Consider the following 24,367-nt stretch of genomic DNA (forward strand, 5'->3'; position numbering starts at 1 on the left):
GAGTGAAATATGAGAGTTTTTGCAGGTTATATAACGGTGATTAGTTTTATGCTCATCTTCTTCACCACGTTATTTTTTGCGACGGGTGAATGGAACAAGGTACAAAGCTTTCAACAGGAGTTGGAGCATGCCGTGAGTACCGATTCCATCGACCTGAATCGTACAAGCTTACTCCTTGATGGGGACGGTAAGGTCTTTTCAGAAGTGAACCGCCCTTACCGTCTATATGTGCCGGACGAGAAGATTCCCCCATTCCTAAAGGATATTCTGGTCGCATCTGAAGATCAGCATTTTTACGAACACGTCGGTTTCGATGCTGGCGCAATCCTCCGGGCCGTCGTGAAAAATCTGGTGTTCACCCATATCCAGCAGGGCGGGAGCACCATTACCCAGCAGCTCGCCCGGAACCTGTATCTGGGACAGGAGAAAACCTATAATCGTAAACTGACAGAGTTGTTTTATGCCCATGAAATTGAACAATCCTTATCAAAGGATGAAATACTTGAGTTATATATGAACGTCATTTACTTCAGTAATGGAGTATATGGGATTGAAACAGCCTCCCAATACTATTTTCAAAAAAGTGTCACCGAACTTAACCAGGCGGAGATGGCGTTCATCGCTTCGATCCCGAATAATCCAGGTAAATATGATCCCCTTGACCACTTCGATCAAACGAAGGTTCGTCAGGAGCGTCTTCTCGATATTCTTGTAAACACGTCAAAGTTATCGAAGGATGAAGCGGAGACATTAAAGAAAATGCCGATCACCCTGAACGTCCGCAAGAAGACTGACCTCTATCCCGACTATGCCTTTTATGTAGAAAACGAGCTGAAGGAACTGATCGCTCTAAACGAAGGCTATAAGCTGGAACTGGAGAACGCGGCTTCTGAAGAGGAAAGGAATCGGATCACCGGGAAGCTCGAGGAACGATTTCAAGACGTGATTTCCTCAGGTGTCAGGATTCAAACGGCGTTGAAGCCAGCTCTTCAACAAAAAAGTGTTCGGGCTTTGAATGATCAGCTGAGTGAAGACTTACAGGGTGCCACCGTCACCATCGACAACAAGTCCCGGATGATTGTCGCCCTCTCCGGGGGCAGGGACTACCAGAAATATAATTTCAATCATGCGTTTCAAGCCTTCAGGCAGCCCGGTTCGGTTATCAAACCGCTGCTCGTGTACGGTCCCTATATAGAGACATTCAAGGCCGGGATCAATGACAAAGTCAATGCCAATCAATACTGTGTCGGCGAGTATTGTCCGATCAACTATGGAGGAATCCAGCCCGGTACGGTGACATTGAAACAATCCCTGGCACAATCCTATAACGGCTCGGCGCTTCGTCTCATGGAAAAAGTCGGCATAGATAAAGCCTTCCAATCCATCTCCCCTTTTTCCTTTGAAAGGGTGATCAAAGAAGATAAAACCTTCGCCTCTTCCATTGGCGGATTCACTTATGGAATGAGTCCCCTGGAATTGACGGATGCCTATACCTCTTTTATTGACGGCCGTTATCAGGAGAGTCATGCCATCATTTCCGTCAGTGACAGTCACGGAAAGATTCTTTATCAATGGAAAAAGGACCCGAAGAAAGTCTGGTCGGCAGACACCACTGCCAAAGTAAGAAAAATGCTCAATGAAGGGGCGACATCAGGAACCGGAAGAGCCGCGTATGTATCCAAGCCATATGTAGGGATCAAAACCGGCACGACCAATAACTATCATGATTACTGGGTGATGGGTTTGACCGACACCCTTACGACAGGCGTTTGGGTCGGCCATGATATCCCCCGTGATATGAGTGAAATCGAACGCCAGCGTCCAAGCCATAAAGTCTGGCAGGAAATCATGGAATGACTTTATAGTAAAAAAGCGTCTGCAGCATGTGCTGAAGACGCTTTTTCTATTATAATTTCACCTTCGACATAATCGGGAGGCTTGCCATCACTCCGTTATAGAGCTTCAAAAAAACAAAGAAGATCGTCAAAAATAACGAAGACCATGAGAATACCTGCAAACTCACCACTCCGAAGATCCCCCATTTCGAGAGGGACGGACTTATTTTATACACAAAGTAGATAAAATAAGCGAGTGAGCTTAGGGCAAAAATGATGAAAAGCCCTATAAAAGACTTAAGGCTCACCACAGACACCAAGCCCCCGATGAAGTAAATCATCGAGCCTGTACGGACAAGATTATACAACTGCCCATCCGAATCCGTGGCAAAAAACAGCATGGAGACCCCGTTAATGGTTTCCGCAATCAGTTTTAAAGCCGCGAACACCATGAAGAAGGCGACCATTAACAGGATCAAAATGGCAAGCTTAAGCTGTATATCGGATAAAAATTCCCTCATGCCCGGGTAGACACCGATTTTTTTAAATACGTCCACGAAGACTCCCACTCCATAAACGGAAAACGTGAGACTAAACAATAGTATCGAAAAAAGGGGTAAATAACTTGTTAAGTATGTATTTTTCACTTAGAAACTCTCCCATAACGATTCTTCATCCACTCTCATCATAATCGTTTATGGATAGCTTGAAAAGGGTATAGAAACAGAAGGGACAATGACTATATACCTATCTACCCCTGTCGGACATTAAACAAAAAAACGCCCCTTCTGTTATGGAAGAAAGGGCCGTTTCATTGAAGGGAATGAGAATGGGGTACCACCCTGATATATTCCCTCGATCCAAATGGTTGTCTCCCGCGTGCGGGTTCTTTCGTTATTTCCTCTTCCACTTCTTCCGTTTCACCATATTGAACCGGTTTGATATTCATACTCGTCGGGTCTTCTGTCTCAATGAACCCCCGATTAAATCGGTCCTCGGTTTCCACCATCCACGCAAAGCCAAAAAAAGCAAAAAATATGGTCGTAACCGCTACTGTTTTCTTTTTCATAACTTCACCACCTTATGGATAGGATTCTCCAATTTGACCGAAACTATTCTGGAAGTGTCGGAATTCGAGGAGAAAATCCAACAAATTTTCCACGTGCATTTCCACGTATCTTCATATTTAATACTTCTTGAAAGTTGTGATATGTATGGGATGCTGAGTAATGCAAGCATTTATTTTTTACGTTATAATGCTTTTTAGGGTTCAGCTTCGGTCGAGTAAGGAAGAATGTTGCCGAATGATGTATAGGGTTGACATGAGACCATGTTGAGAATAAACGATTATGATAAGAGGGGGGTTTTAAATGACTTTATTACATTGGGCAATTGTATCGCCTTTTTTATTTGCGATACTTATTCCATTTCTATATAAAGCATTTCGGAATGTACATACCGGCTGGTTCGTACTATTATTGCCGGCAGCTTTATTCACGTACTTTTTTCAATTCATCTCCATTACAAGAAATGGGGATACCGTCAAGGAAACCTTGGAGTGGATGCCTTCCTTCGGGATCAACTTCACCGCTTACGTAGATGGTCTTGGATTGCTGTTCGCCATGCTCATCACGGGGATCGGTTCACTGGTTGTCCTTTACTCCATTTATTACTTAGACAAGAAGAAGGAGCAATTACATAATTTTTATGTGTACTTAATGATGTTCATGGGAGCGATGTTGGGCGTTGTCCTTTCCGACAACCTGATCGTCCTTTATATGTTCTGGGAATTCACTTCCATTTCATCATTCTTATTGATCGGGTACTGGTATCACCGGGAACGTTCCAGATACGGAGCACAAAAATCCATGCTCATCACGGTATTCGGGGGACTCAGCATGCTTGGAGGATTCCTGCTCTTATATCTCATGGGCGGGACTTTCAGCATCAGGGAATTGGTCGGACAAGCTGATCAGCTTATGACACAGGCATTTTTCCTTCCTGCCTTGCTTCTGGTACTATTGGGAGCTTTCACGAAATCAGCTCAGTTCCCATTCCACATCTGGCTGCCCGATGCCATGGAAGCACCTACACCCGTCAGTGCCTATCTGCACTCTGCCACGATGGTTAAAGCAGGTATTTATCTTGTCGCCCGCTTAAGCCCGGTATTCGCAGAATCAAGCGTATGGCTGTGGCTCGTCGGCGGCGTCGGGATTTTCACTTTATTCTGGGGTTCTTTCAACGCCGTGAAACAAACGGACCTGAAAGGAATCCTCGCCTTTTCCACCGTCAGTCAACTGGGTCTCATCATGTCCCTGTTGGGAGTGGGAGCGGCGGCTCTTCACTACACAGAGCTTGATGATAACATTTATATGGTGGCAACACTTGCCGCTGTATTCCATTTGATCAACCACGCGACCTTCAAAGGAAGTTTATTCATGGTCGTCGGGATCATTGATCATGAAACGGGTACCCGGGATATCCGAAAACTTGGCGGGCTGATGAACTTCATGCCCATCACGTTCACCATTGCCATCATCGGAGCATTCTCCATGGCAGGGCTCCCTCCGTTCAACGGGTTCCTTTCCAAGGAGATGTTCTTTACTGGAATGGTCAGGGTCCTTGAAATGGATATTTTCAACCTGGATACATTCGGCTTGCTCTTCCCGCTCCTTGCGTGGGTCGGAAGTGTGTTCACGTTCATTTACAGCATGATCCTGGTTTTCAAAACCTTTACCGGGAAGCATCAGCCGGAAAAGCTTGAAAAGAAACCCCATGAAGCCCCACTTGGAATGTTGATCTCACCGATCATCCTGGCTTCACTCGTGGTCATCTTCGGTTTCTTCCCGAATATCCTGTCAGAGCGGATCATCGCACCGGCAGTGGAGGCCATCACGCCAAGCCTGATCCAAGAGGGACATGAGGTAGAAACACATATTTCGTTCTGGCATGGATTTACACCTGAGCTATTCATGACATTCGGGGTCATCCTATTCGGTATCCTGTTGTATCTCCTCCTTCCTTCATGGAAAAAGGTGTACAAATGGATCCCTGAGCGCTTCACGCTGAATTCTTTCTATGATGGAGGTCTCATCATGAGTGAGCGTGGCGCACAAAACTTTACAAGTGGCTATATGACAGGGTTTATCCGTACGTATCTGGTGTACATCTTCTCCTTCTTGATTGCCATATCATTGTTTGCGATGTGGTTCAATGGGGCGTTCGCCATCAATTTGGAAGAAGTTGCTCCAGTCGGAGTCTATGAGATTGCCATCGCGCTTCTCCTTGTCATCAGTTCTGTCACGATCCTGTTTGCGAAATCACGACTGACGTCCATCATTTCGCTTGGAGCTGCAGGATATACCGTTTCACTATTCTTTGTATTATTCCGCGCCCCGGACCTGGCCCTGACACAGCTTGTCATTGAAACCGTGTCGGTGGCCCTGTTCTTACTTTGCTTCTATCACCTGCCTAAATTAAGCAGGCATGAAGAACGCATGCGGTTTAAATTAGGGAATGCACTCATATCGATCGGGGTCGGAGTGGTCGTCGCATTATTTGCCATCTCTTCCTACAGTTCGAAAATGTTTGAGTCCATTTCGAAGTATTATATTGAGAATACCCATGATAAAGCCGGCGGGGAAAACATGGTCAACGTTATCCTCGTAGACTTCCGTGGGTTTGATACGATGTTTGAAATTTGCGTCTTGGCGATTGCGGCACTCGGCATATTCTCCATGATCAAATTGCGCCTTACAAGGAGGGATGAAGGATGAAAACAAAAGTAAAAACGAATGATGTCATCCTGCAGACCGTCACCAATGTGGTCGCATTCATCATCATCCTGTTCTCGCTGCGCCTTTTCTTCTCGGGTCACTACACACCGGGGGGAGGATTCATCGGGGGTTTGATGACGTCGGGAGCCATTGTATTACTGTTACTCGCTTATGACATCAAGACCGTCGCCACCATCTTACCGGTGGACTACAAGATCATCACGGCGATCGGCCTGTTCTTTTCAGTGGCCACGGGTGCGGGGGCTTTATTATTCGATGTTCCGTTCCTCACCCACGCGTACGATTATTTTTACCTACCCCTGTTAGGGAAGACATCGCTGCACACAGCGGTTCTCTTTGATACAGGCGTCTATCTGGTGGTCATCGGGGTCACCATGACCATCATTCAAACGATTGGGGTGAGCGAATAATGGAAATCATCATGGCCGTCGTCGTCGGAATCCTATTTACAAGCGCCGTGTACTTAATGTTATCCAAGAGCTTGCTCCGGATCATCATCGGGACAGCCCTGTTAAGCCACGGTGCCCATTTATTGATCCTTTCCGTGAGTGGCCTTAAAGGGGGAGCTGCCCCTCTTCTCGGGGAACATGCTGAATCGTATGTCGATCCTTTGCCACAGGCATTGATCCTGACGGCAATCGTAATCAGCTTTGGAGTGACAGCTTTCTTCCTCGTTCTCGCTTATCGGGCATATCAGGAGCTTGGCACGGATAATATGGATCAGATGAGAGGTAACGAAGGAAATGACTAACTTATTAATACTACCGATTCTAATCCCGTTATTTACGGCGATTATCTTAATGTTTATCAGCAAATATGTGAAGCTGCAACGAGGGATTTCAGCCCTGTCAACACTGGGAACTGTAGCAGCATCCCTCGTTCTGATCAATACGGTTCACCATGATGGAATCCAGACGGTGAATCTCGGAAGCTGGGAGGCTCCTTTTGGAATCACTCTCGTTTCCGACATGCTCTCTGCCTTACTTGTGACTACGACAAGTATCATAGCCTTTATCGTGCTTCTCTACTCGTTTAAGTCGATCGGGGTGGACAGGGAGCGATTCTACTATTATCCTGTCGTTCAGTTCCTATTGGTCGGAGTGAACGGGGCTTTCACGACAGGCGATATCTTCAACCTATTCGTCTTTTTCGAAGTCATGCTCATGAGCTCGTATGTTCTGCTGGTCCTCGGCGGAACGAAGGCGCAGCTACGTGAAGGAATAAAATACATTCTCGTGAATGTCATTTCCTCCGCACTATTCGTCATTACCGTTGCTTACTTGTATTCAGTCGTTGGAACGCTGAATATGGCGGATATTTCAAGGAAAATCGCCGAAGTGGATCAGCCTGGCATCATCACGGCGATCGCTATCCTGTTCCTATTGGTCTTTGGCCTTAAAGGTGCGATCTTTCCTCTTTACTTCTGGCTGCCGGGCTCTTACTATGCGCCACCGACACCGGTGCTCGCTCTGTTCGGAGCCCTGCTTACGAAGGTAGGCGTTTATTCGATTATCCGGACATACACGTTATTTTTCTATCACTATACCGGATTTACTCATGAGATCCTGAGCATACTCGCCATCCTAACCATGGTGCTCGGCTGTATCGGTGCCATAGCCTATTGGGATGTTAAGAAGATCATCATTTATAACATCGTCATTGCTGTCGGTGTGATTCTGTTCGGAGTATCGACGATGAACCCTGAAGCACTGGAGGGTGCCATTTATTACCTCGTTCATGACATGATCATCAAGGCAGCTTTATTCCTTCTGGTCGGCGTCATGATTGCCATCACAGGCACGGCCAATTTGAAGAAAATGGGGGGACTCATCAAGCACTATCCTTGGCTCGGGTGGACATTCCTCGTTGCCGCATTCTCCCTTGCCGGCATCCCGCCTTTAAGCGGTTTTATCGGGAAATTCTTAATCGTGCGGGGAAGCTTTGCCGCAGGAGCCTATGTAGGGGCAGGAGTCGTCCTCGCATCCAGTCTGTTGGTGCTCTACTCTGTCATCAAGATCTTCCTGAATGGCATATGGGGAACTCCGAAGGAATATAACGGAGTATCAAAGGGAGACGCCCGTTACTTATGGATGACGTCTGCTGTACTTGTCGTGCTGGCTGTCGTTTATGGCCTTGGTGCAGAAGCGATGCGTCCACTCTTTTCACAAGCAACTGAAGTACTGGTAAATCCGAATCTCTATATAGACGCAGTGTTAAAGGAGTAATGTAGAATGGCTTTTCAAATATTATTAAACTTTTTCCTGGCCTTTGTCTGGATGTTTCTTTCGGTATCCTTTACTTCTCAGTCATTCTTTATTGGCTTTTTACTAGGATTGCTTGTTATCTTTGCATTCAGAAGATTTTTCAACTCACGGTTTTATTTATTACGGGTGGCTGCCGTGATCAGTTTATTCTTCCTCTTCCTGAAGGAACTGATCATGGCAAATATCTCGGTTTTAAAAACGGTTTTGAAACCGAAGTTGGACTTCCAGCCGGGCATCTTCGCTTTACCGACAGAATTAAAGTCCGATTGGGAGATCACGCTCTTGGCGAATTTGATCACACTGACACCCGGGACGCTGGTCATGGATGTATCGTACGACAAGAAGATTCTTTATGTACATGCCATCGATATGCCGGATGTGGATGAAGCCATTAACGAAATAAAGGATTCTTTTGAAAAAGCCATCATGGAGGTGAGCCGCTAATGTTACATCTGATCTTTCAAATCACGTTATTATGCGTCTCCATATCCATGCTCGGCCTCGTTTACCGAGTGGTGAAAGGTCCAACTATCCCTGACCGTGTAGTGGCACTCGATGCGATCGGGATCAACCTGATCGCCATCATTGCACTCGTTTCGATGATGCTCGATACGTACGCTTTTCTAGAAGTGATCCTGCTTCTCGGAATCCTTGCTTTCATCGGAACCGTCGCCTTTTCAAAGTTCCTGGAGAAAGGGGAGATCATCGAACGTGAGCGAGATCATTAGATTTTTCATTGGATTCTTTTTAGTCATTGGAGGATTTCTCAGCCTGGTTACGGCTTTCGGCGTATTGAGACTTCCTGATGTATATACGAGAAATCATGCTGCTTCTAAAAGTGCGACGCTCGGGGTCATGTCGATCCTGCTCGCCACCTTTCTTTACTTTTACCTGGAGCATGGTCATTTCAATTCAAGACTGATCCTGGCCATCGTCTTCATCTTTATCACAGCGCCGGTTTCCGGCCACCTCATCTCGCGTGCCGCCTATAATACCGGCGTCAAACTTTGGGACAAAAGTGTAAGGGATGACTTAAAGGATAAAGAACAATATGAGCGTCAGAACAGTCAATGAGGAAGCAAAAAGGCTTGACCCTATTTTATCAAGGGTCAAGCCTTTTTCTATTTCCTAGCGCTGATACAAGTGATCTTCCACGCTTCCATCCTGTTTATGCACAACCAGTGTCCCGGAATGATCCGTCACATAATCTTTCGCTTTCGATAGGAGTTTGTCCTTTGTACTCTCAACCAGGATGGCCCTCTTTCCGTCGGCCTTCTTCAACTGCCAGCCGTCGTCATGGGGGGTGACGTGATATTCTGTCTTATCCGGTGTACTCCCTTCTTCAGACTGATGGGCACGGTCAGTGGCGATGGCAATGGCCCTTCCTTCTTCATACCCTTCATCCAAGAGGGCATTGGCTATCTCAATGGCTTTGTTCCGTACGTCTCTTGGCAGGTTCTTCAGTGAAGCAGGATAATCATTTTTTGTCCAACTCATTTGTATGGCCTCCTAATGTATTGGTTAGTAATTGATTTCCCATTTTTTCACTGAATAAACATAAGGGTGTGTACGGTCAGCGTTTCGGTACCACTGCCATCGTGCAGCGCGATACACAGATCAATTGATCGTCCTCATCTGTAAGTTTGATGTCCCATACCATGGTGGTCCTGCCCTGATGCATGACCGTTCCCGTCGCCGTGACGATCCCTTCACGCTTCGCTTTAATATGATTCGCATTGATTTCAAGGCCGAAGCATATTTCTTTATCCAGATCGATCAATTGTACCGCCCCTACACTCGCTACCGTTTCTGCAAGTGCCACCGAAGCCCCGCCATGAAGGAAGCCGAACGGCTGTCTCGTCTGTTCATTCACCGGCATCGTCGCAATGACCTTCCCCTTTCCTAATTCTACAAATTCAATCCCTAACGCACTGATCAATGTATTCTCTGTATTCACGTGAATTCCTCCATATCATAGTCTTCTCTACTACCTTTTCGAGAAAGTGCTTGAAAATCCTCTATTTTCCCTGCCCTAACCGTCCTGCGTTTAATCCATGAATAATCCGTTGAACAGTTTCATACATATCCTTAGAGCATTTTTAACGAAAGGGGTTTTCTGTTATGTATCGGTACCACCCTTTTTATCCACCAGTTCAACGCCCCTACTCACCGATCCACTCGAGGGCACAACCCTTTCCCTCCCATCATCGGAACTACCCTCCTGTCGAAACCAAAACATTCATGTCTTCGGCAGGTAAAACGTTGAACTTACTGGGAGATGCCCAAAAAGTGCTTCAGAAAATCAACACATCCAAAGACTTCTCCTCGAAATTCATGAATGCAGCACAGCAATCAAACGTACCTGAAGTACATAAATTACTTCAAACCATTGGTACAAGGGTACAGCCGATTGTATCGTTCAATCCCGATGGCGTCCGCCTCGTCTTTGACGAAAAGCTTGGACAGGTGGATTGCTGCCATTTAATCGTGATTATTCGTTGGATGTGATGGGGAATGATTACTGATGCATCAAAAAAGAAGCGAGGGAGCCCCCGCTTCTTTTCTTTATAAAATGATCGCTGCGATCCAACCGAACAGGATCAATGGAATATTATAGTGTAAAAAGGTTGGGACACATGTATCCCAAATGTGGTTATGCTGTCCATCGGCATTCAGTCCCGCCGTCGGTCCAAGCGTACTGTCTGATGCCGGCGACCCTGCGTCACCAAGGGCACCTGCTGTTCCGACAATCGCAATCGTTGCGAGAGGGCTGAATCCAAGCTCCATGGCAAGTGGGACGAAGATGGCTGCTATGATAGGAATGGTGGCAAATGAAGAACCGATCCCCATTGTCACCAGTAGCCCGACGACAAGCATGATGAGGGCAGCCAAAGCCTGGTTGCCGCCGATGACATCAGCCGTTGCCTTAACCAATGTTTCTACATCTCCTGTTTCCGTTACCACTGCTGCAAATCCGGATGCCGTGATCATGACAAAGCCGATAAAGGCCATCATTTTCATTCCATCATTCAGCAATCCGTCTGCTTCTTTCCATTTAACCGAGCCTGAAAGATACAGGACGGCAATACCTGCCAGTGCCCCAAAGATCATCGATTCCAACTGAAGCTGAACGTATAAGGCCACTACGATGGAAATGAGAGCGAAAACCATCGCTCTTTTATTGTAAACAACCTTTTCATCGGCAACGACTTCTTCCGCTTCATTGTAATCCCTCGGTTTGCGATAACTCACAAACACAGCAATCAGTAACCCGATCACCATTCCTCCTACAGGGAGAAGCATGGCTTTCGGAATATCGCCCATGTTGATTTCCATTCCACTTGATGCCATGTTCTGAGCGATGATTTCATGGAATTGCAATCCAAAACCTACCGGTAGTAGAATATACGGAGCCGTCAATCCAAACGTAATCACCGATGCGATCAAACGTCTATCGATACGCAACTCCGTCATCACCTTCAATAATGGCGGGATGAGAATCGGAATAAAAGCGATGTGAATCGGAATCACATTCTGAGAAAAACAAGCCATGATTAAAATAGAAATGACAATAAGTGCTTTCGAAAGGGCTGTCTTTCTTGAATCTCCTTTTTTCCCGACGACCTTTAACACCCAGTCCACGAGCAGATTCGGAATTCCCGTATATGAAATCGCGACGGCGAATCCCCCTAGTAATGCATAACTTAACGCGATGCTCGCCCCACCGCTTATTCCCTCTGTAAAGACGGATATCGTCTCGTCCAATCCCAGTCCGCCCGTCAGTCCCCCGACCAGCGCACCAGTAATCAGAGCGAATACTACGTTCACCCGCGCAAGGCTCAATACGAGCATGACAAGAACCGCTATCACAACTGCGTTCATAACTGCTTCCTCCTTAATATCTTGATGTATCGTTATCGTTCTGTTGCTTTAATTCGCTAAATTGGTAGAGTAATAAAATCACGATTTCAACTTTAACAAGATAAAGAGAGTTTGTCAACACTTTAGCAGGGTGAAAGATGGAGCGGGAATTTTTTCATAGGTTTGTGTGTGGTGATGGCGCGTGGAGGAGGGTCCGGCAAGGGCTGTGTGGGATCCATTATATGTTAATTGGCTGGATTTTTTCATATTTCGGCTGGATTTGGTTCCGATTCGGCCGGATCTTTCGTCATATCGGCTGGATTCCCTCCCACCGAAAACACATCTCACCAAATCCTCCATAAAAAAACGAGCCTCCTTCCAGCGCCTGAAATCTCCGGCACTGAAACAAGACTCTTCCGTCGTGCAACTGACGTTATTTTTCTAGCGGTACAAAACGTTCGACCAGTAAGGCAAGGGTTCTTGCCATGACGCCTGTAGCACCTGATGGACCGAGATCATGGCTTCCTTTCGTGGTAGCCGTCCCTGCGATGTCCAAATGTACCCAAGGCAGGCCTTCGGCGAATTCACCGACGAACGCTCCACCCATGATGGCATGGCCGGCGCGTCCCGGTGAATTGTTCAAATCGGCAATATCACTTCCACGGACGCGCTTTTTATCATTTTCCGTATAAGGAAGGCGCCAGATAAATTCACCTGATTCCCCTGAAGCTTCCAGCACCTGCTCGAAGAATGCTTCATGATTCGTGAGGGCACCAGTTTTATCCTCACCGAGAGCCACGATGACTCCACCAGTCAAGGTTGCAACGTCCACTAAATAGTTGGCTCCTTGATGCTTTGCATAGGTCATGCCGTCAGCAAGCGCGAGACGCCCCTCTGCGTCCGTGTTCAACACTTCGATGGTCTTACCGCTCATGGAGGTAATCACATCGTCAGGCTTGAATGCAGAGCCGCTCACCATATTGTCCGTGGACGGGATGACGGCAACGACGTTTTGTTCCGGTTTGATTTCACCGATGATTTCCATGGCACCGAGTACTGCAGCTGCACCGCCCATATCGGTTTTCATACCGACGATTCCATCTTTGGGCTTCAGGGAATAGCCGCCTGTGTCAAACGTGATCCCTTTTCCGACTAAACCGATGACATCCTTCCAATCCTCTTTCCCGTTGTACTTAAGGACGATCATCTTCGGAGGTTCCACGGATCCCTGATTCACGGCAAGAAGTGCGCCCATTCCAAGGTGCTCCATTTCTTCCTTGTCGAGGATTTCCACCTCAAAGCTGTATCTTTCTGCCAATTCCAGAGCGTACTCTGCCAATTTTGTAGAAGTTAATAGATTACCAGGTGTATTCACCAGTGTACGGGCTGAGTTTACTCCATTCCCGAAGGCAGAACCAATGTGTAAAGCCGTCTCGACTTCCTTCGAATCTCCTTTTGTAAAAAATTCGATCGCTTCTACATGTACTTCCGGTTCATTTGATTTTTTCTTATAACCGTCGAATTCATATGTAGACATCGTAAAGGCTTCCATGAAGGCATGGGCCACATCCGTTGCCACCATCTCCTCAGAAACAAATGTATCCAGTGCGACTGAAAACGAGGACACTTTCATATTTTTTAAGGTTTTGGACGCAGAGCCCAATGATTCTTTTAAAAGATCGAATGTCAGCTCTTTGTGTTTTCCAAGTCCTACGAATACGATTCTTTTTGCGTCAAGTTTTCCAAACGTATGTATCTTGGATACTTTCTTGTGCTTGGAAGAAATGTCCCCATCCTTCACAAGCTGTGTAAGATAGCCTTCAAACTTATGATCGAGCTCTTTCAGCTCTCCTTCGAATGTTGGCTGATTGTAAATACCTACGACCAGGCATTCTCCATTCGCATTGGTTACTTCATTTTGATTGATTGAAAATTTCATGTTCACAGACACCTCCATTCTCTATTATAGCGAAGATGTCCAATTATTTCGACTTTCTAACAATCTGCTCCTCAAAGTTATACGAGGGGTGGATGGGGTATGGTATAATGAGAACATTATTTTTATTCAAACTATTGAAGGGGTGGCATTTCACAGCATGGAAGTACTGTTTAATTTTCCATTATGGGCGTCTTTATTTTCGATCTTTTTTGCTCAGTTTGTAAAGGTTCCCATACAGTTTATCGCGACGAGGGAATGGAACTGGTCATTGATCACCTCAACAGGAGGGATGCCTAGTTCCCATTCAGCGGCCGTGACGGCATTATCTACCGGGGTTGCCCTTGAGGTGGGACTCTCTTCCCCTATCTTCGCCGTATCTGCCATGTTTGCCATCATTACGATGTTTGATGCAACGGGTGTAAGAAGGCAGGCAGGAGAACAGGCGATCGTTCTCAATCAATTGATGGTGGACTTCCAGAGATTCATGTCAGAGGCTAAAGGCTGGCAGAACAAACCTGAACAAGAGAAGCGCAAGGAGCTGAAGGAATTACTCGGCCACAAACCGATTGAGGTATTCTTCGGGGGACTTTCAGGAATCATCCTGACCCTTCTGCTTCATTATCTATTCATCGTCTAGGAGTGTGATCATGAAAATCGTATCCATTTGCCCCAGTAATACAGAAATCATCGATTACCTGGGATTGACACCTCTTCTTGCAGGCGTGGATGATTACTCCGACTATCCGTCAGAGGTAAAATCCCTTCCGCAGCTCGGACCGGATCTATCGATTAATATGGATAAGCTGGAGTCATTGAAGCCGGATCTGGTGTTTTCATCCTTAAGCGTCCCAGGCATGGAGAAAAATATAGAAGAACTCGAAAAGAGGAATATCCCACACATCACGCTGAACCCCCAGAGCTTCACTGATATTGCGGATGATCTCCTGACGGTGGGAAAAGCCTGTAGGATCGAGGAGCATGCCATCAAACGCCGCAAGGAATTCCTCGATACTGTCGAAAGCTTAAAGACGATCGGGGAAAAGGTTTCACATCCTCCCTCTCTTTACTGGGAATGGTGGCCGAAACCCGTCTTCACTCCAGGAAGGGTCAATTGGCTGACCGAGTTAAGCACAATGGTCGGTGCACGAAACCTTTTTGACGATGTGGACCTGGCAAGCGTTCAAACCGATTGGGAGGACGTATTGAAGCGAAATCCGGATTATATCTGCCTGGCATGGGTCGGCGTCAGGCAAAGCAGGGTCAAGCCTGAGATCGTAAAGAACCGCCCTGATTGGGATACACTCGACGCTGTACAGGAAGACCGGATTTTCGTCCTGGAAGAAGCCCTCTATTGCAGGCCATCCCCCCTTCTGTTAAAAGGGGCCATGAAACTTGCCCGGTTGCTTCATCCCGATTTATATGATGAAACATAAAAGAACATGCCTGCTCACTTAGTAGCGAGCAGGCATGTTCTTTTTTTCTTATTCGTAAAGACTTCTCATTAACTTATCAGTTCTTATGAACTGAAGCCTCATAAATCGAATCAACAGCCTTCTTCAACGCAGCATCAAACTCTTCATCGGATTGATTGGCACTCAGGTCGGCCGCCAAAGCCCGGGAGAAGCTTGCAATTACTCCGTCATTTTCTTTCAGCTTCACGTTAGCTTCATCACGGGAGTAGCCTCCTGAAAGGGCAACGACCCGCACGACACGTGGATGTTCAACCAATTCTTTATACGCATTCGCTTTCGACGGGATCGACAGCTTCAGCATGACGTTTTCCTCTTCAGATAGTTCATTCAAATGCTTCAGGATTTCCTCGCATAGAATGGCTTCAGATTTTTCCTTTTGTTCACTGTGGATGTTGACTTCAGGTTCGATGATCGGGACCAAACCGGCTGCGATGATGCGTTTACCAAAGTCGAACTGCTGATCGACGACTTCTTTGATGCCGCCCGTGTTCGGTTCGTGGATGACTGAGCGCATTTTCGTGCCGAAAATCTTCCGTTCAGTGGCACGGCGAAGGGTCTCATCCAAGTCGGGGATCGGTTTCATGAGCTGGACACCATTCTTCTCTTCCGCTAGACCTTTATCCACTTTCAGGAAAGGGACGATGCCTTTGTCTGCAAGGTAGTCCGCTGTATATTTACCTTCGATCTCCCGGTCCATCGTTTGTTCAAAAAGAATGACCCCGAGGATCCTGTCGGGGCTGAAGGATGGGGAAGTGATGATCCTCGTCCGCATTTCATGGACCTTATCAAACATTTCATCTTCATTGGAATAAGAATCCTCTAGCACTCCATACCCTGCCAATGCCTTCGGTGTACTGCCGCCGCTTTGATCAAGCGCTGCGATGAAGCCTTCTCCATTCTTCATTTTGTCGTATTGACTTTTGTTCATATCTTCCACTCCTTTTGGTTTCGTTTCTCCCTTTCTTTTTTCCCCTATTTACACGGTTGTTAAACGGATTGCACCTTAGTTCTTACCTTTAGTCCAGGGCCATCAATAAATAAAGCACGCAGTTTGACTGCGTGCCCCTTTTCTATTCTTTTTCAGGTGATAAAATCTGCTGCCTGAAAACCTGCATGGATTTGTTCTCATTAAGGTCTGTCAAGTCCTTTTCGGATAGCTCACCCGTACCCATCTGGACCACATAGACTTCCAGTGTCTGTTTGCCCCATTCATTATAAACGTCGTCCACCGTTTCATAATAAAGGTCTAATTTATTTCCTTTGATTGCGCTCCCTGTATCAGCAACGACCCCATACCCATAGTGAGGGATAAACAGGATGGTTCCGATTGGATAGACGGAGATATCCGCTGCTATCGTAGAGTACAGATCACGCTTCACTTTCACTCCTGAATATGTAATGCCGTATAAGGGATGACCAGGGTCCTTCCCCGTCGATTCAACACCGGCCGTATAGCCGGTCGCTACAACCTTATGTTTCGTATATTGATCCCAATCAATGGATTCTTCCAATGTGGCAGGTTTGGCAGATGCACTGGCTGACACTTTTGTCTCATAGCCTGTAAACCTTTTAAGAAACTTGAATGACAAATGCAATGGATTTGTCTTATGCTCTTTGTCTTGGAGACTCTTTTGATCACTGTCACCCTTGTCCATCATCCAGGTTTTAAAGGTTTGTGCCTCTACCCCCGACACCGATTGAAAGGTCGTACCGAGTGCAAGGATAAATAAGCTGATCATAACGAATCTCTTCGTCCAAATTTTAAACAGATTCATGTATTCACTCCTCCCACCCTACATACTTCCCATTCGGGAGGAGATATATGCATAAATTGATAAAAAAATCGAATAGTTGTAATATTTGGAAAATATTTCGGTTTTCCTTTTAGTGAAAAACTCCTTTAAAAACAAGCGATTCTATACTTCAACTAGTATGTTCCGTTTTCTAAAATACTTACTTAGATAAAACCTTTTTAAGAGCTTTATTGTATGAGTTGTTATTTAAAACAGGGACCGTTCCTTTCCGCTGCAGGCACTTGCTTTCCGGCGGGGAGGAAGTCGAGCCTCCTCGGGCTTGCGCCCTGTGGGGTCTCGACCTTTCCTCTATTTCCCGCAGGAGTCAAGTGCCCTCCGCTTCAATCCACTCTGTGCTTTCATATTCTGACTGTATAATGGCTAATTGACCACATAAAAACTTTTATTTATGACATGAGTGTGTGCTACCTGGTGCAATTGTTTTAGAGAAAATAATTAGCAAAACTAGAATTGAAATGACAGTTTATATTTTATCTGTTGAAGTGAAAAACGTATGCATGGACTGTTGACTCTCGCTGCAGGTGCTCGACTCCTGCGGGAAACGCTGGACAGGTGAGACCCCGCAGGGCTTTAGCCCGAGGAGGCTCACCGCCAACCCCGCGGAAAGCGAGCACCTGGAGCGGAATTCAACCAACCACTTGCTTTTGATACGATACTTTTACTCGTCCAAAATAAAAATCCGTTCAACCTTGGGAATTAGGTTCCCGGTTAAACGGATGTGGTTAGAACATTCGATATCCTTTTGCTCTTAGGATTCTCATGACGATACCGGACAGGATGGCACCTGCGAGGCCGCTTCCGAGAATCACGAGATCGGCTACAGCCAAGTGGCTGAGTCTGGTCCCTAGTTCTGAAAAAGATTCCCCTGCATTTCGGAAGTAATCTATAAAACGAACTTCGTCCACGATAAAAATAACGACAATCGGATAAATGATGGCCATGATCCATGTCATGCGCAGTAACATATTTAACAAAAATCCTATTCCGAAAAATAGAACAAAAAATAGAAGCATCGATATAATCATTACATGTATAGGCATTTTAGCAATTACACCTCCATAACACTAAAGAATAGTGTACCCCGAGTGAAATGTAAGCGTCAATATTTTCAGGGAAAGATTTGTCACTTATTCACAAAATAAACTTATTTATCTTCCAGACATAAAAAACAGACCCAACACCGGCTTCCATACTCCACAAGGGAAGTATCCACCTTCGTTCGGTCTGCTCTCATCCTCTATCCTTTAGGGGTTATTTCTGTTTCCCGCTGCCTCCGCAGCACGGACACGTTTCAGAACCACCCAATACTAACTGAAAGTATCCTTTTCCTGAACAATAAAGACAGTATTTCGTTTTAGCATTCGCAGTAGCTCTCATTTTTCCCTCTCCCTTTTCTTTAATTTCTTAATTTTCTGATAATATATCATCTATCCGAAATAAAGAAAAGGGACGTTAAAGGGGATGTACCTTTAAGAAAGCGAATACATTTGTGTTTTTCTTTCATTATCTCTTTCTTTCTTAAAATTTACAGAATTTTATAAAAATAAATGGTATTGTGTGTAGGCGAATTGGTCACCGGGATTGATGCCCTCGATCAGATTCAACTTCTGCATGGAACTCATTCGTTTGATCATCTCATGCACCATCACGGATGTCTTCTCATCTGCCAAAAGTTCCTGGGGTGATTTCCACTGGACATCCCACAACTCAGCTTCTTCTTTTTTAATAGAAGAAATTCCCTCATTCTCCAGTAAAAAGATCATCATGTTGTCGCTGATATCATTCTGGATGACCCCCGACCTTACGCCGATGATCCCTTTAATGGTTGTATGTAATCCCGTTTCTTCCTTCACTTCTCTTATGACTGCTTCGTCGACGGTTTCCCCGGCGTTCACAAATCCTGCAGGCAGGGACCACATCCCTTTCAATCCGCTGTATTTCTTTTTGACCACGAGCCATTTCCCATCCTCATCCATGACCAGACCTGCAACGGCCAGCCACACCTTACCCCTTTTCATTGTAAGCACCTCCGTCTATATTCTCCCATAATAAAAAGCAGAGTGGAATCCACTCTGCTTTCATACATAATCCTTAGGGCTTAAAAGAACTTGAATTTACCTTTTTTGAACACTAGTGATGGTCCACCAACCATGTAAAGAGCACGGTTGTCGACAACCTTCTTCATGAAGGAAGCTTTCGTACCGGTGATTTTCTTACCGTAGACGACACCGATCGCATCATCTTCACCAAGTGAACATACGGTACCTTTGATGTCCGGAGTGAATAATTCCAGATCCTCTTTACCGTGCAGTAAAGATGCGATGTTACGGGCACATACTTCCCCTTGCTGCATAGCGATCTGTGCAGTCGGCGGGTATGGACGATCCGTTTCTTCATTGATCATCAGTGAACAGTCACCGATGATGAAGATATTGTCATGTCCAGGCGCGCGAAGATCACGGTTGATTTTCACGCGGGCACGCATGTTTTCGATTCCAGCTCTTTCGATGATGGAGTTACCACGAACACCTGCAGCCCATACAATCGTACCAGCTTTGATTTCTTCGACTTCATCTTCACCTTTGGAGATGAGTACGCTGTCTGCCTTTGCTTCTTTCAGTGGAGTTCCGATATGGAATTCCACGCCTTTTTTCTCAAGCTTGGCACGTGCGTATTTCACTAGCTCCGGATCGAATCCAGGAAGGATCATCGGTGCAGCTTCCACACATACGATGCGCACTTTCTTACGGTCGATATCATATTCATGGCAAAGCTCAGGAACACGGTTACCCAGTTCTCCGAGGAATTCGATACCAGTGAACCCTGCTCCACCTACAACGATGGTCAAGCGTTCATCGTTCAATTCTCCTTCGTTCTTATACGTAGCAAATTGCAATTCAATGTGCTCACGGATTTGACGGGCAGAGTTGATGTTCGAAATCATGAATGCATGTTCATGAAGGCCTTGAATTCCGAATGTCTCGGATTCTGCACCAAGAGCCACTACCAGGTAATCGAATTCTACTTCGCCTTCACCCGTGATGACTTTCTTCTCTTCCACTTTGATATCTTCAACAGTCGCTTGCAGGAAGTTCACTTTGCTCGTGTTGACAACATCTTTCACGTCGTAGCGCACACGGTCGTGATGAAGCGTACCTGCGGAAGCTTCGTGTAACCAAGTGGTTTCATAGTGATAATCGTTCTTATTAATTAAAATAATTTCTGCTTCATTTGTTCCGAGTTGCTTTTGAAGACGGGTTACCGTCATTAATCCACCATAACCTGCACCTAATACAACGATTCTTGGCTTTCTCAACTGAATCACATCCACCTTTTTTGATAAATTTGCTTTGGATACTCTTAGAGTCCTCCACATTATGCGTTTTTATCCCGTTCAATCTGATACTATTATCTTTTTCCCTATAAAAAGGAAGCTAAAACAAATCAAACGCGATGTTTTTTTCCTTATTGAAAAAGGAAATAGTGTATAAAAATATGAGAACAAAAGTATGTGACATATTTCACGAACTACTCCATAGTTATGCGAAAATTGTCATAAATTCTTAACAATATGTCTACATTACATAATATTCTTTTTGCCTCGCATTTTCAAGATATATATAGGAAATTAAATTCTTAAGAATATTTAAAAAATGCCGGTTTAATCAATCAAAAGTCGTAGTCTCTTTCATAGATAAGTCTGATTTATCTGAACCTGCGTCTTCTATCATTGGGAATAATCAAAAGCTGTGTGATAGAATAAAGGTAAAAGAAGCATATCTAAATGGTTGGAGGGATCAAGTTGAAGGAAGATCAAAAAGTGTATGATATTACGATCATAGGCGGCGGTCCAACGGGGCTGTTTACAGCGTTCTATGGCGGCATGAGAAAAGCATCTGTCAAGATCATCGAAAGTTTACCACAACTCGGGGGGCAGCTTGCTACTCTTTATCCTGAGAAATACATATATGACGTTGCCGGTTTTCCTAAAGTGAAGGCCCAGGACCTCGTCAATAATTTAAAAGAACAAATGGCGAAATTCGAAACGACGATCTGTCTGGAGCAGGCCGTGGAAGGTGTAGAAAAACAGGCTGACGGCATGTTCAAGCTCACCACCGATAAAGAAGTCCACTTTTCCAGAACGATCATCATCACGGCAGGAAACGGCGCCTTCCAGCCACGCCGCCTGGAACTCGAACATGCGTCTGAATTTGAAGGAAAAAACCTTCATTACTTTGTCGATAACCTCGAGCATTTCAGAGGGAAGAAAGTGGTCATTTGCGGCGGCGGGGACTCTGCTGTTGACTGGGCGCTTATGCTTGAGCCGGTCGCAGAAAAGGTTTATCTCGTCCATAGACGTGATAAATTCAGGGCTCATGAGCACAGCGTGGAGAATTTACACAACTCCACGGTTGAACTGAAAACACCATACGTCCCATCCGAGTTGGTCGTCGATGAAGAGAAGATCAATCAGCTCGTACTGGAGGAAACGAAAGGCGACGAAAAGGAAATCATCGACCTTGATGAATTGATTGTCAATTTCGGATTTGTCTCCTCCCTCGGCCCGATCAAAGATTGGGGTCTGGAAATCGAAAAGAATTCAATCGTGGTCAATTCCAGAATGGAAACGAATATCCCGGGCATTTATGCAGCCGGTGATATCAGTACGTATGATGGGAAAGTCAAACTCATTGCAAGTGGATTCGGTGAGGCCCCGACAGCCGTCAACAATGCCAAAGCGTATATGGATCCAAAAGCAAGGGTGCAGCCGATGCACAGTACGTCCATGTTTACGGATTAATACCATTCAAGGCTCAGGATATCGCATCCTGGGCTTTTTTTATTGATAGTAGAGTTTGCGATCACAACTTCCTTCCAACCATTCTGTTCTTTCATTATCCACGCCCACTCCCTTGTTTATTTTCATTCTGAATGGGTAGACCAATAGTAGGACAAAAAATTTCAGATAAAGGATGATGTGTAAAATGAATGTGTTAGTTATTGGAGCAAACGGCAGCACTGGCCGCCATATATTAAAAGAGCTTTCAAATAGCAGTCAGCATTTCGCGAGAGCCATGATCCGAAAAACAGAACAAGCGAAGGAAATGGAAGACTTGGAAGCAAGACCGATCGTTGCAGATCTTGAGCAGGATTTCTCGTATGCCCTTGAAAATGTGAATGCCGTCATTTTTGCAGCCGGCAGTGGTGGATCGACAGGGGATGACAAGACGTTAGCCATCGACCAAGAGGGTGCTAAGAAAGCAGTGGATTATGCGAAGAAGATGGGAATCGAGCGTTTTGTGATGCTCAGCTCCATGGGGGCCGATAATCCTTCAAGCGGACCGGATGAATTGCAATTCTATTTAAAAGCCAAGGGTGCTGCCGATGCCCACTTGAAAGAGAGCGGATTGAACTATACCATCGTACGCCCCGGATCCCTTTCATTCGATGATGCAACCGGAAAGATCGAAGCAGCGACAAGCATCTCGGATAAAAGTCGTGACATTCCCCGTGCAGATGTCGCGAAGGTACTTGTGGGCTCTTTAACCATCGAAGAAACCAACCACAAAGTATTCGAAATCTTAAGCGGTGACACACCTGTAGAAGAAGCACTTAAAAACATACATTAAGCTTGAAAAAGGGACGGACCTCAATTTTAGTGAGGTCCGTCCCTTTTTATGTTTAGCAATTCTCCGGCGTACCTTTATTCGTCGCCGTCACGAATGATGATCCGCAACCGCATGATGCGATGGCGTTCGGATTATCGATGGTAAAGCCTCCGCCCATCATGGACTGCTTGTAGTCTATTTTCGTACCGTTCAAGATGGCTGCATCATTTTTTGCTACGACCAGCTTGATTCCGTGCTGCTCTGTCGTTGTATCTCCATCCTGTAGATCATGTTCAAATCCCATACCATAAGAAAGGCCGCTGCAGCCTCCCCCTTTTACCGCTACACGTAACATGGCATCTGTTTCGTCATGTTCCTTCATCATATCTTTAATCTGAAGGGCAGCGGCTTCTGTTAGAATGACAACTTCACTCATTCATTACACCCCCAACCTTTTCATTTCTTACTACTTAGTATACTCCTTTCTATTTTACTACTCAACCGATGGGGCTTTGGTGAATGATTGGAAGAATAATTATACGAATATTCTCATTAAACACAACTTTTTACTCACTATGAATAAAAAATACTGGTTCCCCTCACCTTCATCAAGGTATAATGAGGTAAATAGTCCCGATTATGAGGTGAGATTCATGACGGTTGTGACACCATTTTATGACAAGAAGACCCAGTGTCTATCGTGTAAACACTCATACAACACAACAAGGATCAGATCCCGCTTTGTGAAGCTCACAGGGTATGACAGTGACTTTTGTCCCCTGTATGAGTCTGACGAAGTGAACCCTTTGCTCTATAATGTATCCGTCTGTCCGCAGTGCGGTTTTTCTTATACGGACGATTTTACCGCATACATACCTCCTGTCCTGAAAGCAGAGCTCGAAAAGAAAATCAGTCTGCACTGGCAGCCTCAGGATTATGGGAACGTCAGGTCATATGACGATGCGATCAATACATATAAACTGGCCGCCTACTGCGCTTTGATCAAGAAGGAGAAAAAAGTGACCATAGCAGGGTTATACCTTCGAACCGCCTGGCTCTATCGAAAGGTGGCTGATAAAGAACAGGAAAGACGCTTCATTAATCTGGCTGCCCATGAATACATCGATGCTTATTTAACAGATGGTGCATCAGGTTCTTTGATGTCCGAAACGAAGCTTCTGTATATCATCGCCGAATTGCTGAGGAGGCAGGATAAGATTGAGGAAGCCGTAGCCTACCTTTCTAAAGTCATCGGCAAGCAGCATCTCTCCACCGAACCGAAAATCATCGAAATGGCCAGGGAGCGCTGGTATGAAATCCGGGAAATCTATAAAGAAATGAAGTTTGTGTAAGGTTGATATTTAATGTAGCGAGTGTTGGTTGATTTCCGCTGCAGGTGCTCGCTTTCCGCGGGGCGGGAGTTGAGCACCTTGAACTTCAATCAACTTTCTAGGCATAGAAGTTAAATCTATTACCATACATGTTTGTCTAGAAAACATCATTTTTCAACATATGCAGTTTCCATTTAGCTTATAGTAAGATCCCATTTTATTTATTTTTACTATTAAGCTCTGTCACGATTGTTCTACACTGCAGGGAGACAACAATTTCTGCGAGAAGACCTTTGTAAAAGAGGAAGGAACAAAAGTATTCCATTCAAAAGAAAATCCGAATGATCATTTGAATTTCTTAATTGAAATGATCATTCGGATTTTTTGTTTTTGTAGGGAAGCGTATGTAGACGGTTCTAGCTGTTGATTGGAGTGCAAGACGAAG

Annotated in this window: 27 protein-coding genes; 14 read left to right on the forward strand and 13 right to left on the reverse strand. The window is 45.4% G+C overall.

Annotated elements, in window-relative coordinates; all coding sequences use genetic code 11:
* Positions 1 to 9: 9 nt before the first annotated feature.
* Positions 10 to 1,857, forward strand: a complete 1,848-nt coding sequence (locus P8596_RS19865) for a transglycosylase domain-containing protein (RefSeq protein WP_279724798.1) — start codon at positions 10 to 12, stop codon at positions 1,855 to 1,857.
* 49 nt (positions 1,858 to 1,906) lie between these two features.
* On the opposite strand, the gene P8596_RS19870 is transcribed toward P8596_RS19865, so the two are convergent.
* Both P8596_RS19870 and P8596_RS19875 read right to left on the reverse strand, forming a co-directional pair.
* Entirely contained in the window at positions 1,907 to 2,482 is a 576-nt protein-coding gene (locus tag P8596_RS19870) for a DUF5366 family protein (RefSeq protein WP_034763820.1), read from the reverse strand.
* 164 nt (positions 2,483 to 2,646) lie between these two features.
* Positions 2,647 to 2,904 carry a hypothetical protein gene (locus tag P8596_RS19875; protein ID WP_224522063.1) on the reverse strand — a complete coding sequence of 86 codons (258 nt, stop codon included), beginning with the start codon at positions 2,902 to 2,904 and terminating at the stop codon, positions 2,647 to 2,649.
* A gap of 301 nt (positions 2,905 to 3,205) precedes the next feature.
* Between P8596_RS19875 and P8596_RS19880 the strand changes: the two genes are divergently transcribed.
* Genes P8596_RS19880 through mnhG form a run of 7 tightly spaced genes read left to right on the forward strand, consistent with a single transcriptional unit; the run spans position 3,206 to position 8,970 of the window.
* Positions 3,206 to 5,611, forward strand: coding sequence for a Na+/H+ antiporter subunit A (locus tag P8596_RS19880; RefSeq protein WP_279724800.1), 2,406 nt, complete (start codon positions 3,206 to 3,208; stop codon positions 5,609 to 5,611).
* Positions 5,608 to 6,042, forward strand: a complete 435-nt coding sequence (locus P8596_RS19885; RefSeq protein WP_098439208.1) for a Na(+)/H(+) antiporter subunit B — start codon at positions 5,608 to 5,610, stop codon at positions 6,040 to 6,042. The genes P8596_RS19880 and P8596_RS19885 overlap by 4 nt, the downstream gene beginning before the upstream one ends.
* On the forward strand, positions 6,042 to 6,383 hold the full coding sequence (locus P8596_RS19890; protein ID WP_034763810.1) for a Na(+)/H(+) antiporter subunit C: 342 nt from the start codon (positions 6,042 to 6,044) through the stop codon (positions 6,381 to 6,383). Before P8596_RS19885 ends, P8596_RS19890 begins: the two co-directional genes overlap by 1 nt.
* Positions 6,376 to 7,857 (forward strand): Na+/H+ antiporter subunit D, encoded by a 1,482-nt coding sequence (locus tag P8596_RS19895; RefSeq protein WP_279724802.1) that lies wholly within the window; start codon positions 6,376 to 6,378, stop codon positions 7,855 to 7,857. Before P8596_RS19890 ends, P8596_RS19895 begins: the two co-directional genes overlap by 8 nt.
* Before the next feature lie 6 nt (positions 7,858 to 7,863).
* Complete coding sequence (locus P8596_RS19900; RefSeq protein ID WP_224522059.1) at positions 7,864 to 8,340, forward strand: Na+/H+ antiporter subunit E; 477 nt, start codon at positions 7,864 to 7,866, stop codon at positions 8,338 to 8,340.
* Positions 8,340 to 8,624, forward strand: a complete 285-nt coding sequence (locus tag P8596_RS19905; RefSeq protein ID WP_034763802.1) for a Na(+)/H(+) antiporter subunit F1 — start codon at positions 8,340 to 8,342, stop codon at positions 8,622 to 8,624. The genes P8596_RS19900 and P8596_RS19905 overlap by 1 nt, the downstream gene beginning before the upstream one ends.
* The gene (gene mnhG, locus P8596_RS19910) at positions 8,608 to 8,970 is read left to right on the forward strand and encodes a monovalent cation/H(+) antiporter subunit G (RefSeq protein ID WP_224522058.1); all 363 of its coding nucleotides are present in this window, start codon (positions 8,608 to 8,610) and stop codon (positions 8,968 to 8,970) included. The genes P8596_RS19905 and mnhG overlap by 17 nt, the downstream gene beginning before the upstream one ends.
* 54 nt (positions 8,971 to 9,024) lie before the next feature.
* Here the strand turns inward: mnhG and P8596_RS19915 are convergent, their stop codons facing one another.
* Together P8596_RS19915 and P8596_RS19920 are read right to left on the reverse strand one after the other, a co-directional pair.
* Positions 9,025 to 9,393 (reverse strand): DUF2188 domain-containing protein, encoded by a 369-nt coding sequence (locus P8596_RS19915; protein ID WP_224522057.1) that lies wholly within the window; start codon positions 9,391 to 9,393, stop codon positions 9,025 to 9,027.
* Between the two features lie 76 nt (positions 9,394 to 9,469).
* Complete coding sequence (locus P8596_RS19920) at positions 9,470 to 9,853, reverse strand: PaaI family thioesterase (RefSeq protein ID WP_034763794.1); 384 nt, start codon at positions 9,851 to 9,853, stop codon at positions 9,470 to 9,472.
* A 164-nt stretch (positions 9,854 to 10,017) separates the two neighbouring features.
* Between P8596_RS19920 and P8596_RS19925 the strand changes: the two genes are divergently transcribed.
* Entirely contained in the window at positions 10,018 to 10,404 is a 387-nt protein-coding gene (locus tag P8596_RS19925) for a YuzC family spore coat inner layer protein (RefSeq protein ID WP_159362727.1), read from the forward strand.
* A gap of 57 nt (positions 10,405 to 10,461) precedes the next feature.
* Here the strand turns inward: P8596_RS19925 and P8596_RS19930 are convergent, their stop codons facing one another.
* Both P8596_RS19930 and P8596_RS19935 read right to left on the reverse strand, forming a co-directional pair.
* Positions 10,462 to 11,778 carry a Na+/H+ antiporter family protein gene (locus tag P8596_RS19930; protein ID WP_229597354.1) on the reverse strand — a complete coding sequence of 439 codons (1,317 nt, stop codon included), beginning with the start codon at positions 11,776 to 11,778 and terminating at the stop codon, positions 10,462 to 10,464.
* A gap of 412 nt (positions 11,779 to 12,190) precedes the next feature.
* Complete coding sequence (locus tag P8596_RS19935) at positions 12,191 to 13,696, reverse strand: leucyl aminopeptidase (RefSeq protein ID WP_224522055.1); 1,506 nt, start codon at positions 13,694 to 13,696, stop codon at positions 12,191 to 12,193.
* A 157-nt stretch (positions 13,697 to 13,853) separates the two neighbouring features.
* Between P8596_RS19935 and P8596_RS19940 the strand changes: the two genes are divergently transcribed.
* Both P8596_RS19940 and P8596_RS19945 read left to right on the forward strand, forming a co-directional pair.
* On the forward strand, positions 13,854 to 14,333 hold the full coding sequence (locus P8596_RS19940) for a divergent PAP2 family protein (protein ID WP_034763787.1): 480 nt from the start codon (positions 13,854 to 13,856) through the stop codon (positions 14,331 to 14,333).
* Between the two features lie 10 nt (positions 14,334 to 14,343).
* Complete coding sequence (locus P8596_RS19945; RefSeq protein ID WP_224522054.1) at positions 14,344 to 15,129, forward strand: ABC transporter substrate-binding protein; 786 nt, start codon at positions 14,344 to 14,346, stop codon at positions 15,127 to 15,129.
* 76 nt (positions 15,130 to 15,205) lie between these two features.
* On the opposite strand, the gene P8596_RS19950 is transcribed toward P8596_RS19945, so the two are convergent.
* The 6 genes from P8596_RS19950 to P8596_RS19970 all read right to left on the reverse strand — a co-directional run bounded on the left by P8596_RS19950 (position 15,206) and on the right by P8596_RS19970 (position 20,298).
* A complete protein-coding gene (locus tag P8596_RS19950; RefSeq protein WP_224522053.1) occupies positions 15,206 to 16,096 on the reverse strand; it encodes a fructose bisphosphate aldolase in 891 nt (296 codons plus the stop codon).
* A 142-nt stretch (positions 16,097 to 16,238) separates the two neighbouring features.
* Positions 16,239 to 16,943, reverse strand: coding sequence for a stationary phase survival protein SpsC (locus tag P8596_RS19955; RefSeq protein WP_224522052.1), 705 nt, complete (start codon positions 16,941 to 16,943; stop codon positions 16,239 to 16,241).
* Between the two features lie 761 nt (positions 16,944 to 17,704).
* A complete protein-coding gene (locus P8596_RS19960) occupies positions 17,705 to 18,022 on the reverse strand; it encodes a YuiB family protein (RefSeq protein ID WP_034763779.1) in 318 nt (105 codons plus the stop codon).
* A 211-nt stretch (positions 18,023 to 18,233) separates the two neighbouring features.
* On the reverse strand, positions 18,234 to 18,359 hold the full coding sequence (locus P8596_RS23860) for a YuiA family protein (RefSeq protein WP_159362729.1): 126 nt from the start codon (positions 18,357 to 18,359) through the stop codon (positions 18,234 to 18,236).
* A gap of 158 nt (positions 18,360 to 18,517) precedes the next feature.
* Positions 18,518 to 19,000: an NUDIX hydrolase gene (locus tag P8596_RS19965; protein WP_279724804.1), complete on the reverse strand. Its 483-nt coding sequence runs from the start codon at positions 18,998 to 19,000 to the stop codon at positions 18,518 to 18,520.
* Positions 19,001 to 19,080: 80 nt separating this feature from the next.
* Positions 19,081 to 20,298, reverse strand: a complete 1,218-nt coding sequence (locus P8596_RS19970; RefSeq protein ID WP_034763985.1) for an NAD(P)/FAD-dependent oxidoreductase — start codon at positions 20,296 to 20,298, stop codon at positions 19,081 to 19,083.
* A 486-nt stretch (positions 20,299 to 20,784) separates the two neighbouring features.
* Between P8596_RS19970 and P8596_RS19975 the strand changes: the two genes are divergently transcribed.
* Positions 20,785 to 21,783: an NAD(P)/FAD-dependent oxidoreductase gene (locus P8596_RS19975; protein WP_034763982.1), complete on the forward strand. Its 999-nt coding sequence runs from the start codon at positions 20,785 to 20,787 to the stop codon at positions 21,781 to 21,783.
* Between the two features lie 184 nt (positions 21,784 to 21,967).
* Positions 21,968 to 22,612: an SDR family oxidoreductase gene (locus P8596_RS19980; RefSeq protein WP_279724806.1), complete on the forward strand. Its 645-nt coding sequence runs from the start codon at positions 21,968 to 21,970 to the stop codon at positions 22,610 to 22,612.
* A gap of 52 nt (positions 22,613 to 22,664) precedes the next feature.
* Here the strand turns inward: P8596_RS19980 and P8596_RS19985 are convergent, their stop codons facing one another.
* Positions 22,665 to 23,027 carry a HesB/IscA family protein gene (locus tag P8596_RS19985; protein ID WP_034763773.1) on the reverse strand — a complete coding sequence of 121 codons (363 nt, stop codon included), beginning with the start codon at positions 23,025 to 23,027 and terminating at the stop codon, positions 22,665 to 22,667.
* A gap of 217 nt (positions 23,028 to 23,244) precedes the next feature.
* On the opposite strand from P8596_RS19985, the gene P8596_RS19990 reads away from it, so the two are divergent.
* On the forward strand, positions 23,245 to 23,943 hold the full coding sequence (locus P8596_RS19990) for a DUF2225 domain-containing protein (RefSeq protein ID WP_279724808.1): 699 nt from the start codon (positions 23,245 to 23,247) through the stop codon (positions 23,941 to 23,943).
* The last annotated feature ends 424 nt before the right edge of the window (positions 23,944 to 24,367 follow it).

Source organism: Rossellomorea sp. DA94, assembly GCF_029834455.1.
In the GTDB taxonomy this organism is placed as follows: Bacteria; Bacillota; Bacilli; order Bacillales; family Bacillaceae_B; genus Rossellomorea; species Rossellomorea vietnamensis.

What these genes read in the sequence shown, in the direction of transcription:
- P8596_RS19875 (WP_224522063.1), bottom strand. Translation starts at nt 2,904, where the DNA reads ATGAAAAAGAAAACAGTAGCGGTTACGACCATATTTTTTGCTTTTTTT.
- P8596_RS19885 (WP_098439208.1), top strand. Translation starts at nt 5,608, where the DNA reads ATGAAAACAAAAGTAAAAACGAATGATGTCATCCTGCAGACCGTCACC.
- P8596_RS19890 (WP_034763810.1), top strand. Translation starts at nt 6,042, where the DNA reads ATGGAAATCATCATGGCCGTCGTCGTCGGAATCCTATTTACAAGCGCC.
- P8596_RS19915 (WP_224522057.1), bottom strand. Translation starts at nt 9,393, where the DNA reads ATGAGTTGGACAAAAAATGATTATCCTGCTTCACTGAAGAACCTGCCA.
- P8596_RS19955 (WP_224522052.1), bottom strand. Translation starts at nt 16,943, where the DNA reads ATGAATCTGTTTAAAATTTGGACGAAGAGATTCGTTATGATCAGCTTA.
- P8596_RS19960 (WP_034763779.1), bottom strand. Translation starts at nt 18,022, where the DNA reads ATGCCTATACATGTAATGATTATATCGATGCTTCTATTTTTTGTTCTA.
- P8596_RS19880 (WP_279724800.1), top strand. Translation starts at nt 3,206, where the DNA reads ATGACTTTATTACATTGGGCAATTGTATCGCCTTTTTTATTTGCGATA.
- P8596_RS19925 (WP_159362727.1), top strand. Translation starts at nt 10,018, where the DNA reads ATGTATCGGTACCACCCTTTTTATCCACCAGTTCAACGCCCCTACTCA.
- P8596_RS19930 (WP_229597354.1), bottom strand. Translation starts at nt 11,778, where the DNA reads ATGAACGCAGTTGTGATAGCGGTTCTTGTCATGCTCGTATTGAGCCTT.
- P8596_RS19935 (WP_224522055.1), bottom strand. Translation starts at nt 13,696, where the DNA reads ATGAAATTTTCAATCAATCAAAATGAAGTAACCAATGCGAATGGAGAA.
- P8596_RS19900 (WP_224522059.1), top strand. Translation starts at nt 7,864, where the DNA reads ATGGCTTTTCAAATATTATTAAACTTTTTCCTGGCCTTTGTCTGGATG.
- P8596_RS19950 (WP_224522053.1), bottom strand. Translation starts at nt 16,096, where the DNA reads ATGAACAAAAGTCAATACGACAAAATGAAGAATGGAGAAGGCTTCATC.
- P8596_RS19945 (WP_224522054.1), top strand. Translation starts at nt 14,344, where the DNA reads ATGAAAATCGTATCCATTTGCCCCAGTAATACAGAAATCATCGATTAC.
- P8596_RS19895 (WP_279724802.1), top strand. Translation starts at nt 6,376, where the DNA reads ATGACTAACTTATTAATACTACCGATTCTAATCCCGTTATTTACGGCG.
- P8596_RS19985 (WP_034763773.1), bottom strand. Translation starts at nt 23,027, where the DNA reads ATGAGTGAAGTTGTCATTCTAACAGAAGCCGCTGCCCTTCAGATTAAA.
- P8596_RS19990 (WP_279724808.1), top strand. Translation starts at nt 23,245, where the DNA reads ATGACGGTTGTGACACCATTTTATGACAAGAAGACCCAGTGTCTATCG.
- P8596_RS19940 (WP_034763787.1), top strand. Translation starts at nt 13,854, where the DNA reads ATGGAAGTACTGTTTAATTTTCCATTATGGGCGTCTTTATTTTCGATC.
- P8596_RS23860 (WP_159362729.1), bottom strand. Translation starts at nt 18,359, where the DNA reads ATGAGAGCTACTGCGAATGCTAAAACGAAATACTGTCTTTATTGTTCA.
- P8596_RS19965 (WP_279724804.1), bottom strand. Translation starts at nt 19,000, where the DNA reads ATGAAAAGGGGTAAGGTGTGGCTGGCCGTTGCAGGTCTGGTCATGGAT.
- P8596_RS19980 (WP_279724806.1), top strand. Translation starts at nt 21,968, where the DNA reads ATGAATGTGTTAGTTATTGGAGCAAACGGCAGCACTGGCCGCCATATA.
- P8596_RS19865 (WP_279724798.1), top strand. Translation starts at nt 10, where the DNA reads ATGAGAGTTTTTGCAGGTTATATAACGGTGATTAGTTTTATGCTCATC.
- P8596_RS19905 (WP_034763802.1), top strand. Translation starts at nt 8,340, where the DNA reads ATGTTACATCTGATCTTTCAAATCACGTTATTATGCGTCTCCATATCC.